At 36.4% G+C, this 12,766-nt stretch carries 11 protein-coding genes and 2 pseudogenes; 10 read left to right on the forward strand and 3 right to left on the reverse strand.

Features of this window, described 5'->3' with window-relative positions; genetic code table 11:
• Nucleotides 1–128 precede the first annotated feature (128 nt).
• The 10 genes and pseudogenes from L950_RS08575 (at nucleotide 129) to L950_RS36385 (ending at nucleotide 9,511) form a co-directional block, all read left to right on the forward strand.
• The gene (locus L950_RS08575) at nucleotides 129–3,140 is read left to right on the forward strand and encodes a tetratricopeptide repeat protein (RefSeq protein WP_156169607.1); all 3,012 of its coding nucleotides are present in this window, start codon (nucleotides 129–131) and stop codon (nucleotides 3,138–3,140) included.
• Complete coding sequence (locus L950_RS08580) at nucleotides 3,109–4,905, forward strand: TonB-dependent receptor (RefSeq protein WP_021188732.1); 1,797 nt, start codon at nucleotides 3,109–3,111, stop codon at nucleotides 4,903–4,905. The genes L950_RS08575 and L950_RS08580 overlap by 32 nt, the downstream gene beginning before the upstream one ends.
• Nucleotides 4,906–4,948: 43 nt before the next feature.
• A complete protein-coding gene (locus L950_RS08585; RefSeq protein ID WP_021188733.1) occupies nucleotides 4,949–6,034 on the forward strand; it encodes a hypothetical protein in 1,086 nt (361 codons plus the stop codon).
• Nucleotides 6,035–6,166: 132 nt separating this feature from the next.
• Nucleotides 6,167–6,867, forward strand: a pseudogene (locus tag L950_RS08590) (MotA/TolQ/ExbB proton channel family protein).
• A 43-nt stretch (nucleotides 6,868–6,910) separates the two neighbouring features.
• A pseudogene (locus L950_RS08595) lies at nucleotides 6,911–7,317 on the forward strand (ExbD/TolR family protein).
• 59 nt (nucleotides 7,318–7,376) lie between these two features.
• Entirely contained in the window at nucleotides 7,377–7,736 is a 360-nt protein-coding gene (locus L950_RS36365; protein ID WP_316930578.1) for a hypothetical protein, read from the forward strand.
• 29 nt (nucleotides 7,737–7,765) lie between these two features.
• Nucleotides 7,766–8,203: a hypothetical protein gene (locus L950_RS36370; protein ID WP_316930579.1), complete on the forward strand. Its 438-nt coding sequence runs from the start codon at nucleotides 7,766–7,768 to the stop codon at nucleotides 8,201–8,203.
• Between the two features lie 12 nt (nucleotides 8,204–8,215).
• Nucleotides 8,216–8,821 carry a bifunctional folylpolyglutamate synthase/dihydrofolate synthase gene (locus tag L950_RS36375; RefSeq protein ID WP_316930580.1) on the forward strand — a complete coding sequence of 202 codons (606 nt, stop codon included), beginning with the start codon at nucleotides 8,216–8,218 and terminating at the stop codon, nucleotides 8,819–8,821.
• A gap of 70 nt (nucleotides 8,822–8,891) precedes the next feature.
• Complete coding sequence (locus L950_RS36380) at nucleotides 8,892–9,200, forward strand: hypothetical protein (RefSeq protein WP_021188734.1); 309 nt, start codon at nucleotides 8,892–8,894, stop codon at nucleotides 9,198–9,200.
• On the forward strand, nucleotides 9,086–9,511 hold the full coding sequence (locus L950_RS36385; protein ID WP_316930581.1) for a glutamate ligase domain-containing protein: 426 nt from the start codon (nucleotides 9,086–9,088) through the stop codon (nucleotides 9,509–9,511). Before L950_RS36380 ends, L950_RS36385 begins: the two co-directional genes overlap by 115 nt.
• Nucleotides 9,512–9,703: 192 nt before the next feature.
• On the opposite strand, the gene L950_RS08610 is transcribed toward L950_RS36385, so the two are convergent.
• The 3 genes from L950_RS08610 to L950_RS27685 all read right to left on the reverse strand — a co-directional run bounded on the left by L950_RS08610 (nucleotide 9,704) and on the right by L950_RS27685 (nucleotide 12,553).
• Nucleotides 9,704–10,723, reverse strand: coding sequence for an asparaginase (locus L950_RS08610; protein ID WP_021188735.1), 1,020 nt, complete (start codon nucleotides 10,721–10,723; stop codon nucleotides 9,704–9,706).
• Between the two features lie 8 nt (nucleotides 10,724–10,731).
• Nucleotides 10,732–11,499: a TatD family hydrolase gene (locus tag L950_RS08615; protein WP_021188736.1), complete on the reverse strand. Its 768-nt coding sequence runs from the start codon at nucleotides 11,497–11,499 to the stop codon at nucleotides 10,732–10,734.
• Nucleotides 11,500–12,136: 637 nt separating this feature from the next.
• A complete protein-coding gene (locus L950_RS27685; protein ID WP_084825405.1) occupies nucleotides 12,137–12,553 on the reverse strand; it encodes an FKBP-type peptidyl-prolyl cis-trans isomerase in 417 nt (138 codons plus the stop codon).
• Between the last annotated feature and the right edge of the window lie 213 nt (nucleotides 12,554–12,766).

Genomic DNA, 12,766 nt, shown 5'->3' on the forward strand with positions numbered 1-12,766 from the left:
ACTTTTGAGGAAAACTCCTTATTTTAGGCTTAATTTAGTACTTTGAATATTACTATGAATTTTACTTCGCTTTTTTGAGCTAAGTACTTGCAATACAAAATAAAAACATATAAAATATTTCACATATTATGTATAAAAAGATTTACCAGGTAGGGTTTGCGCTAAGTTTGATGGCGACACCAGCTTTAGCACAGCAAACAGAATGGCAACAAATCAACAAAGCATACAAGTCCGGGATGGAGTTGTTTGAAAGAGGAAAATTTACTTCTGCTTCAGAACAATTTAATCGTGTAGAAGCGTTACGGACAAAATCCTCTTTGCAATTGGATGAAACAGAAGAACTCACGCTGTTGAAAGAAAATGTACGCTATTATCAAGCTGTATGCGCTTTAGAATTGGGGGAAACAGATGCCGAAGCACAGTTTTTGAAATATATCAAAGACTATCCAAGTAGTGCTAACGCAAAAGCAGCATATTTTCAAATTGGAAAATCTTACTATGCTAAGAAAGATTATGTAAAAGCTATTGAGTGGTTTACCAAAATCGATAGTAAAAATCTGGCAGGTAATGAAAGTTTAGAATATCGTTTTAAATTGGGATATTCTTACTTTACAACAAAGAATTATACTGCTGCCAAACCACTTTTTGAAACATTAAAAGATCAAAAGTCTGAATACCAGGAAGCATCAATATATTACTACGCTTATTTATGTTATTTAGATGCGGAGTATAAAACTGCATTAAATGAGTTTGAACGTTTGAATGGTTCAAAAACATTTGAAACAAGTTATCCTTATTACATTACAGCTTTGTATTTCTTGGACAAACGTTACGATGACGTTTTGGATTATGCCTTGCCTATCATGCAACGCACGAAACAGGAGAATGAAACCGAATTGTTCCGTATTGTGGCGGCGACCTACTTTATCAAAGGAGATTTAAAATCATCCAAAAGTTACTACGATAAGTTCCAGGCACAAGATCAAGGAAAAACACAGAATAATCAAGATAGCTACCAAATCGGTTATATCGCTTACAAATTGAAAGATTATGATAAGGCAATAACTGAATTGGAAAAAATGACAGAACCTGATGCATATTATCAAAGTGCGATGATTACATTGGGAGATTCATTCTTGAAAAAAGGAAATAAGCAAGCAGCACGTAACGCATTCTTCAAAGCCTCAAAATTAGATTTTGATAAAGATCTACAAGAAGAAGGATTATTTAACTATGCTAAGCTTTCTTACGAATTGGAATTCCATCAAGTAGCATTAGCTTCCACTCAGGAATATCTGAAAACTTATCCAAAATCAAAACGTCAGGAAGAAGCGAAAACTTTATTAGCTGAAGTTTTATTGAGTACAAAGAACTACCGCGAAGCTGTTGATATCTTAGAGACCATTCAGAAAAGAGGTAGAGAAGCAAATGTCGCTTATCAAAAAGTAACTTACTATAGAGGTTTAGAATATTATAACGAACGTGCATTTGAAAATGCAATTTCATTATTCATGCGTTCTGAAGCAAATCGTTATGATGAAGAAATCTATGCGTTAGCTACCTACTGGAAAGCAGAGGCGATGTATGAAGTTCGTAAATATGGAGAAGCCGTAACCAATTTTAATAAATTTTTACGTCTACCGGCAGCAGCTAAAACTGATGTTTACAACTATGCCAATTATGCTTTAGCATATGCTGCATTTAGAAATGGAAACTACAATACATCTGCAAATTATTTTGAACGCTTTTTAGCGACAGGTGGTTCAAAAGGAATCGAGTTGAATACCCGTAACGATGCTATTGCTCGTTTAGGAGACTCCTATTTCTCAGCAAAGAACTACGGTAAAGCAATGGAACAGTATGATCGATTGATTAATGGAAAAGCAGCAAGTCAAGATTACGCATTATTCCAACGTGGTATCATTCAGGGGCTACAGGGAAATAATGAAGGTAAAATTGCCACGCTGAAGTCTGTAATTGCTAAATATCCGACATCAAATTATGCCGATGACGTTTCTTTTGAGATCCCATACACTTATTTCTTAATGGGACAGTCCGACCAAGCTATTTCAGGTCTGCAAACGATGGTGGAGAAATATCCACGTAGCAGTTATGTACCTCGTGCTTTGGTAACAATCGGTTTAGTACAATATAATCAAGATAATAACGAAGCTGCTTTAAAGACTTTCCAACGCGTAGTGGATCAATATGCAACAACGGATGAAGCTAAGCAAGCAATGCGTTCTATTGAAAATATCTATTTAGACAATAGTGATGCTACTGGTTATATCAAATATGCTACTGGTACCAATATTGGAAATTTAACAACATCTGAGCAGGATAGCCGTACATTTTCGACAGCAACAACACTATTCTCAAGATCAAACTTCCAAGGTGCAGTTGAAGCCGTGAATGCTTATTTTGATAAATTCCCTAAGCCTATTCAAGAGAAATATGCACGTTTTATCCGCGCTGAAAGTAATGCTGCTTTAGGTCATACTGATGAGGCCTTACATGACTATAACATTATCTTGAATGACTGGACAAGCGCTTATACAGAACGTACTTTGGTGAGTGTATCGCGCTTATATTTGAAACAGAAGAAATATAATGAAGCAACACAACTGTTGAAAAAATTAGAATTGACTTCTGAGTATAAATCTAATTACAGCTATGCGATCAACAATTTAATGGTCAGCTATTTCGAGATCGGTGACTATAAAGAAGCATTGAATTATTCCAATGCAGTAAGAAATTACGAAAAATCATCTGAGGAAGAGATCGCAAATGCATCACTTTATGCAGGTAAAGCATATTTGAAACAAAGTAAGCGTGCAGAAGCGCTGAAGGAATTTAATTTAGCGGCATTGAAGAGCCGTACAGTTATTGGTGCCGAAGCACGCTATAATGTTGCTTTGATGCAGTATGAAAATAAAGAATACGAAGCCGCTATTAAGTCTGCTTTTGATGTTTCAGATTCGTTTTCATCTTATGATTACTGGGTTGCAAAAAGTTTTATCCTAATGGCAGATGCTTACGTAGGAAAAGGAGATAACTTCCAGGCGAAATCTACTTTAGAAAGTGTGATTGAGAATTATGACGGTAAGGATGATATTTGCCAACAGCAAAAGCTCGTCTAGAAAAATTGAACAAAAAGAAATAGGAAATAATGAAGAAGTTGCACAATACAACAGTGAAGAAATATACATTAGCAACCTTGTTATTGGGAGCTGGAATGCACTCCTTTGCACAAGAAACACCAAAAAAGTTGATCCTGCTACACCAGTGACAATTGATTCTTTTGATGTCGTACGTGATTATAAACCTATTCTTGCAGATGCGGTAAAAATCCGTCGTAGTCCTGATATGACCAATAAAAGGGAGTATCAGCCTAAGTTGAGCTATAATAATATTTCAGATAAGAAACTCGATATCAATACTGGATTGCGTGAGTTAAATGTGAAAGAATTGCCTTTCTCACAACTTGCTGATCAAACAAGTAACTATGTTAAATTTGGTGTAGGAAACTACAATACCATCTTAGGAGAAGCATATTTGGCCGTCGATAAATTTGAAAATACACGATTCGGATTATTTGCCAAGCACTTAAACCAAAAAGGCAGTATTGAAGGTCAGAAGTTCGCTACACAGGATGTCGGTATTTTTGGCCGTCGTGTTTACGAACCTTTTACAGTAAATGGAACTTTAGGATATAATCGTTATTCGACAAACTTCTACGGACAGGTGTTTGATAACAGTTCTAATTTAATCAATACAACGCCAGAGGCACAAGCTTTTAATGATATCTATTTCAACGGTGAACTGACAAGTAATGCAGATGTGGATAAGGCCGGGGCGGTAAGCTATTCTGCGAAAGCAGATGCTTATCTTTTTAAAGATAAATATGATGCTAAAGAAAATTCATTCGCCATATCCGGTTATGTGAATAAAAAAGTCAATACATTTAATGTGGGGGCTAATCTAAGTGCTAGCTTTAACTCAGTTGAAGATGTTAAGGTGGCAACAAAAAATCATGTAGCATCGATCAATCCATACATTAAATTTAAAGGTGATAATTATAATGTTACTTTGGGTGCCAATCTCGTTTCTGAGTTTGGAGATACCAGCCGTTTTAATGTTTTTCCAACAGTGGAAGCTGATTTTGCAGTTGTACCGCAGTATGTATACTTATTTGCAGGTGCAAATGGAGGTGTTAAACAAGGATCATTACGTGGTTTTGCAAAAGAAAATCCTTACTTAAATAGCAATATTGATGTACGCAATACTCTTGAAAAACTAAATGTATATGCAGGATTAAAGGGTAATGCAGGAGCAAATTTTGGCTATAAAGTAAAAGCATTTTACAAGCAGATCGAAGGACTTCCTTTGTATGTGAATAGTAGAGAAGAATTAGGAGGCGGTTTTGTTCCCTACAAATTTGATGTCATTTATGATGGATATTCAAGTAAAGCAACTCATTTTGGTATAGAGGGTGAGATGAATGTCCGTGTTTCACAATTGGTTAATTTAAGCGGTAAACTTAATATCGATGATTACAAAGTGAAAGATAATGAAGAGGCATGGTCATTGCCGAAATTCCGTTTCTTAGCCAATGCAAGATTCAATATTTCGGATAAATTCTTTGTAGATGCTGAATTATCTACACAAGGGCAGACTTCCGCTTTAGCTTATACATATACAAGTTCAACAGTAAGATCTGAAAATCCAAGTAAAGTAACCATCCCTTCTTTTGCAGATTTTAATGCAGGAGCAGAGTACCGGATTAAAAAGCAATTGGGTGTTTTTGTAAAGGCTAATAATATCTTTGGAAAAGAGTACGAGCGCTATCAATACTACCCACGTTTAGGTTTTAATATAATTGGTGGTATAAACTTTTCTTTTTAATACAAGAAGATTATAACTTTGCGTTAGCAAATAAGGAACAAGAATGAATTTAGGTAAAAACATCAATAATCTATTAAAGCGTTACGCTGAAGTTTACGTTAAGGGCTTGGGGGTGTTCAAAAGAAAGCATTCCGCAGCTCAATTCGATAAGCAGCGCGACCTGTTTTTACCACCTATTTCTTATGTGGAATTTGATTCTACAGCTGAAAGTGGTTTTAATTTTATTCATTATATACAACAACAGCAAAACCTGAATCTTGATGCCGCAACTCAGGTGTTGCAGGATGCTGTTGCTGATTTAAAGGATCAATTGATCCAAAATGGACAGGCTAAACTTGAAGACTTAGGACACATTGTGAGCTATGGTTCAAGTTTAGTTTTTAAACCATTAGATCTCTCAGGTTTTAATTTTGAACCGATCAGACATGTTATTGCTCCAGAAATAGAGACTGTTATTCCCGATCGTGAATTGGAAGAAAATATTCCATTTTCTCCGACTGAACTAGAGGAACCCGTGGAAGATATTATCGAGGATGAACCGGCAGATACAGAGCAAGTAGAAGAGGAAATCGTACCTGAAACGGTAGTGGTAGCACCTTCACAAGTTGAAACACCTGTAGCGCCGATAATACATGAACCTGTATCCGAAACGATTGACGAAAGAGTAGAAACTGATCCAGCGGTATTTTATCAGGAAAGAAGTACTAAATCAAATACAGTTTGGTATTATATTTCAGCAGCGATCATTATTGTGGTATCTGTTATTGTTGCTTTCCTGCTTAATCCCTCATTGAAGGATCAATTGTTTGGAAAGAAACAAGCAACAGCACCGGTCGTCGTTCCCGCACCAGTGGATACACTACCTAAAATCGATAGTACACAATTGAAGCAAGATTCAACTGCAATAGTTGATTCTTTAAAAGTGGATACAGCTGCACTTCAAACAACACTAAAGGAAACGGTAGTCGTAAAAGAATCAGTACCTGTAGCACAGCCAAATTATCAATTGGTTATTGCCACGCCAAAAACAATGGAGTTGGCAGAAGAGGAAGTGCAGAGGTTGCGTAAAAAGGTTATCAAACTGTGCGGGCAGTTGATAGCAAATTTAAAAGAAATAAAAAACGTGTGATTTGGGATACCTACATGACAAAAGAAGAAGCAGATCGGGACCAGGCAACTGTCGCGAAGACTTTTTCAGGAGCATGGGTAGAGAAAATAGCGAAATAGTCTAATATAAACAATTTTAAAATTATAAATTATTATGTCATTGATTCAAAGCGACAGCAATCTTTTGGACACCGTTAATCAAGCTGCACAGCAAGCAGTACCTGTAGTAAGAGACGAAAATTTGAGCTTAATTCAAATGATGATGAAGGGGGGATGGATTATGGTTCCCATTTTATTATTGTTGTTTATTGGTTTGATCATCTTTTTGAGCGTTTTCTGACTATTCGTAAAGCTGCAAAGTATGATGTTTCACTAATGTCACAAGTAAAAGCAAGTGTGCTTTCTGGTAAATTGGACGCTGCTTTAGCAGTTTGCCGTTCAAGTCACTCAGCATTGGGACGTATGTTGCAAAAGGGATTACTACGTGTAGGACGTCCAATCAAAGATATTGAAGGTGCTATTGAGAATGTAGGTAAACTTGAGGTTGCTAAATTGGAAAAGAATATTAATATTCTAGGTATTATTGCAGGTATTGCGCCGATGCTTGGTTTCGTAGGAACAATTTTTGGAGTAATTACAATTTTCCATGAAGTAGAGATGGCTGGTGGTATTGATATTGGTTCAGTATCCGGAGGTCTTTATGTGAAGATGGTAGCTTCGGCATCTGGCTTAACAGTTGGTATCTTAGCATATATTGGTTACCATATCCTAAATATGATGGTTGAGCGTTTGATCTTACGTATGGAGACAGATGCAGTTGAATTTATTGATTTATTAGATGAACCTGGCGCATAATCGCAGGGTCGTATAGCTAATTAATCAATTAAAATTTAGAATAATGAATCTAAGAAGTAGAAAAAATAAACCAGCAGCTGAAGTACATACTTCAGCATTGAACGACATCATGTTCTTTCTGATGTTATTCTTTTTGTTGGCATCTGCTGTTTCCAATCCGCAGGTTGTGAAGTTATTACTTCCAAAATCCAGTGCTGGAGAGCAGTCTGTATCCAAAAAACATTGACGGTTTCGATTACCTCGGATTTAGCTTACCATGTTGAAAAGGCAGTTGTACCTTATGATGCATTAGAAGCAGCAATCCAATCGCAAATGAGAACAGGAGAAGAATTGACGATCATGATGTATGTTGATAATTCAGTCCCTATTCAGAATGTGATTTCAGTAATGGATATTGCCAACCGCTTGAAAATAAAAGTTGTTTTGGCGACAGAACCAAAGAAAGATTAAAGAGTTTTAAACCTTTTTTAAGGTTTAAGTTCTAATTTTAAAGAATAGGAGATAAATACATGGCTTACCATCTTCAACATGAGGAAAATAACTTCCCCAAAGCATTAGGGATTTCTACTGCTATAATGGGGATTTTGGTATTGATAAGTTTCTTTGTCATTTTTGGAACTAAAATGCCCGATGAATACGGTATGGGCGGTATGGTTGTGAATTATGGTACAGCAGAAGAAGGCATGGGCGATGATTACATGAGTGTTGAAGAACCTTCTGTAGATCCCAATGCTAATAATGTAAAACCAGATCGCGTCGTTCCAGAAGAAATACCGACACCTACACCTTCACAGCAGGTCGCTGACAAAGCAGTCGTGACACAAGATGTTGAAGATGCTCCCGTTGTTACGAAGCTTCAAAGCCCGTAAAAACAGTTGCACCTGAAACAACAAAAGAAGTGAAGGACAGTAAACCTGCAGTAAATTCGAATGCCCTTTATAAAGGCAAAAAGAATAACGGCACAGGTTCTGGTGATGGTACAGGAACGGTACCTGGCAATCAAGGTAGTAAATTAGGTGATCCTTTAGCCAGTAATTATGGTGAAGGTGGTTCTGGAAACGGTAATATGATGCTTTCAATTGAAAACAGAAGTTTTACGCAGAGACCTCAGATTGATGATAATGGACAGCAGGCTGGTAAAGTAGCTGTTGAGTTCCGCGTCAACCAATCGGGTGTGATCATTTATGCACGTGCCGGAGTGAAAGGTACAACCATCACGGATCCAAGCTTATTGGAAAAATGTGAAAGAGCTGTTCGTGGAGCTCGATTGAATCAATTGCCAAATGCGCCTGACTCTCAGACAGGCAGAATTGTATTCAATTTTAAACTAAGATAAAATTTATTGTCAATGCATAATTATAATGAGGTAATCGAGTATTTATATGCTCGATTACCTATGTTTACCCGTGACGGGGCATCCGCCTATAAAAAGGATTTAGATAATACCTTAGCATTACTTCATGCGTTAGGAAATCCACAAGATAAATTCAAATCTATTCATATTGCCGGTACGAATGGGAAAGGTTCATCCTCTCACATGTTGGCTTCTATCTTTGCACAGGCAGGATATAAAACAGCCCTGTATACTTCACCACATTTATTAGATTTTAGGGAACGTATTCGTATCAATGGACAGATGGTCGATGAGCAATTTGTTATTGATTTTGTGAATAATCTGCATGCACTGATTGAAGAGATTCAACCCTCATTTTTTGAGGTTACGGTGGCTATGGCATTTGATTACTTTGCAAAACAGCACGTTGATATTGCCATCATTGAAGTTGGTTTAGGTGGTCGTCTTGATTCTACAAATGTCATCATGCCACTGGCATCCTTAATCACTAATATCGGTTTTGACCATATGAATATGTTGGGTGATACGCTTCCAGCTATAGCATCTGAAAAAGCAGGTATTATAAAAAGATACTCCTGTTGTCGTATCGGAATATCATAAAGATACTGCACCTGTATTTCTAGAAAAAGCTAAGCTTGAAAATGCAGCGCTTGAGTTTGCATCCGACAAATTGCAATCAGAAATTAAAGCCATTAATGAAGATCATTTACAGATTGAAGTCAAGGATAAGGAAGGTCATATCGAGCAATACGAATTAGATCTAAAAGGAACGTATCAATCAAAAAATATATTAGGTGTCTTGCGGATTGTTGATCATATGCGGACACGAGGTTATGATCTGTTACAGGACGATGTAAAAATGGTTTGCGAAAAGTACAGTCTTTTACCGGCCTTCAAGGTCGATGGCAGACACTTTCCAAAAAACCTTTTATCATTTGCGATACTGGACATAATGAGGATGGAATTAGGGAAGTTCTGAAAAATTTAGCCCATACAAACTATCGGCAATTGCATTTTGTAATAGGAGCAATGAAGGATAAAGATTTAGGACATATGCTCCCATTGTTACCTACAGATGCGATCTATTATTTTAGTAACCCTGATATGCCTAGAGCGATGCCTTCAGAAGAACTTGCAGCTGAAGCACATCTATTGGGACTAAAAGGAAATGCATATGGCCCTGTCGTAAAAGCTTTTGAAGCAGCAAAAAAACAGTATCAGGACGGAGATTTAATTTTTATAGGAGGAAGTAACTTTGTGGTATCAGAAGTGCTTGCCGCTATAAACTAATGTGCTGCCTGATAAGACAGCTATTGTAAAGTAAAGCAAAAAAAAAGAGCGAGCAGATCTTTAGATCTGCTCGCTCTTTTTTATGCCACAAGATTGTAGTTAAGTAATTACCCAATTTTCGAATTTTCTTCAAGTGCTGGGAATTTTATTCTATGTAAAATTTATCCAAATTCAATTCAGTTTATGAAGAAATTAATCGTTGATAGTCAATTCACCTCTGATATCCTTTTCGATCCAATAGGCAACATCTTTTTGATCTTCGCATTCACCCTGTAGGTACATGAGCTTTGTTACAGCAGCTTCAAAAGTCATATCGTAACCATTGAGTACTCCAATCGCTTTTAGTCCAGTGCTCGTCTCATAACGCCCCAGTTCAACAGAACCAACCTTACATTGTGATATATTTAAAATATTCTTACCGTTATCAATGGCTTCTTTCAGCAAATCTAAAAACCATTGATCGGTAGTGGTATTTCCGGAGCCAAATGTTTCCATAACAATAGAACGGACATCTGAATTTAATACTGCTCTGATTGTACTAGGACTTATACCTGGAAACAATTTCAGAACACCCACGCGATCGTCAAGTTTGGTATGCAAAATAAACTCTTTACCACTGTTGTTTAATAAAGCATCTTGATTGTATTGGAGATGAATACCTGCCTCTACAAGAACCGGATAATTGGGGGAACGGAAAGCTTCAAATTTTGCCGAATTATATTTGAAAGAACGGTTACCTCTAAATAATTTATTGTCAAATAGAATACATACTTCTTGAATCATGGAGACCCCAAAATGCTTTGTAGACGCAATTTCTAAGGCAGTCATCATATTTTCTCTTGCATCGGTGCGAATTTCTCCGATCGGTAATTGAGAACCTGATAAAATGACGGGTTTTTGTAACCCTTCCAGCATAAAGCTTAAAACCGAAGCCGAAAATGACATGGTATCCGATCCATGTAAGATGACAAAACCATCATATTCATCGTAATTATCCTTAATGATCTGTGCCATTTCAATCCATATTTCAGGCTTCATATTGGAAGAATCAATAATGGGATTAAAGGAATGTACGGTTAATTTATAATTTAATCGACTTAGATCTGGAAGATTGCGCTTGATTAATTCAAAGTCAAAGGGAACGAAAGTTCCCGTTTCGTCTTTGACCATTCCTATGGTGCCACCTGTGTATATGATAAATATGTTATGCATGATGTGAGTTAGATTCCAAATATTCTTTTTGAGTTTTCAGTTGTTATTGCCGCTACTTGTTCTATTGGTAATTCTTTAATGTCAGCTATTTTTTGTGCTATATAGTATAGATAACTACTTTCATTTTGTTTGCCTCGAAACGGCATCGGAGCAAGATAAGGCGCATCAGTTTCCAGTACAATATGTTGTAGGTCTATCTGTTTAACCACTTCGTCAAGCCCCGCTTTTTTAAAAGTGACAACTCCGCCAATACCCAGTGCGAAACCCAGATCGATAGCATGTTGCGCTTGTTCAATGTTTCCTGTAAAGCAATGTAGTACCCCAAAAAGTTTTTCATCTTTTAGTTCTTCTAATAATTCAAATAATTCGTCAAAAGCCTCACGACAATGAATATCTATTGGTAAATTAAGATCTTTAGCCCATTGTACCTGCTGACGAAAAGCATCTTTTTGAATCTCCAAAGTAGATTTGTCCCAATACAGGTCTAGGCCAATTTCTCCGATAGCATACACTTTGTGTTGCTGCAGTGCCGCATAGATTTTTGTTAGTTCTTCTTGATAGTTTTCTTTTACATCACAGGGGTGTAAACCGAGCATCGGAAAACAGTTGTTTGGGTATGCATCAACAGTTTTCATGACTGCAGCTATCGATGCACTATTGACATTTGGAAGAAAAAGGCGATGAATATCTTTATCAAAGCAACGTTGCATTTGTTCTGCTAATGAATCGTTTTCGGTGTGGTAGTATATATGGGTATGGGTATCTGTTAGTAACATGGATTATAGTTATAGCGACGGTAAAAATAAATGTTTAGGATGAAACGACCTAATTTGATGAAACTTAGTCATTATCACGGTGATGGATATAGCGCCAATGCTTTGAAAATTAGAAACTCATATAGCTGTTTTATTACGAATATAAAACTGCACAGCTTTTTTTTGATTTTTTGTTAAAAATGAGAAATATTTGATCAAAATTTTAACTGTTTTATTATTTAGAACAGGATAAAATTCCTGTATTTAAGAATATTGTAGCTAAATCACCTAAATAATGCATATTCCTTCCTTTTACTATGGGATCAATAGCACTCATCTATCCCGTCAATTAGAAAAGATGTAGTCACTCATCCATCCATTTATTTAATATAAAAATCAAACGCTTACTTATTCTTATTTCCTCTTTATTTGTTTAAGTACACTTTGTCAGGTCGCCATGTCAAGCAAATTGCTAAAAGTTTTACAGATAATAAAATTCTGATAATTATGGACTTAACCAAGCCAATTTTGCGTAATGCCCAAGCTAATTATTGATCCTTATCGCATTGAAGGGTTTATCAACATTTGGAAATAGAAGACCAATGAAAAAGGGCTTATTGAATTACCAATAAGCCCTTTTTGATAAATATTTATGTCCTTATTTTTTTACTGGTGTAGCAGGTGTCAATTTTGTTGCAGGAATTGTTGTTGGAGCAGCTGCAGGAGCTTTTCCAGGAATAATGTCAATAACTTCTACGTCAAAAATTAACGGCGAATATGGAGGAATCTCTCCAGCCTGACGTTCGCCATAAGCTAAATTAGAAGGGATAACCAATGTTGCTTTTGAGCCTTTGTTTAATAACTGGAAAGCCTCCGTCCAGCCTGTTATAACACCATCTACACCTAAATGTAGACGAAGAGGTTCATAAGGTCTTTGTGCATTGAATTTTTTATATTTTTTAGCAAGATCAGCTTGATTGGTATCAAATACTTTATCGTTTGCTAATTTCCCAACGTAATTAACAACTACTGTATCACCAACAGCGGCATTTTTACCTGATCCTGGTTTTGTAATTACATATTGTAAACCGGAAGCTGTTTTCTGAGTTGCTAATTTATTATTCTTTAAGAACGCTTCAACTTTCCCAGCTTCAGCCCCTTTTAACTTAGCGTTCTGTTCTTCAAAATATTTCGTAACCTGCTCGCTTAATTGCTGATCGGTAAGTTTTACCTTTTTTTTTTGAAGTGTTTTTTGAACTTAATGTATAGATGATGTATTTGTCAGCAA

The sequence above is a fragment of the Sphingobacterium sp. IITKGP-BTPF85 genome (genome assembly GCF_001006065.1).
Taxonomy (GTDB): domain Bacteria; phylum Bacteroidota; class Bacteroidia; order Sphingobacteriales; family Sphingobacteriaceae; genus Sphingobacterium; species Sphingobacterium anhuiense.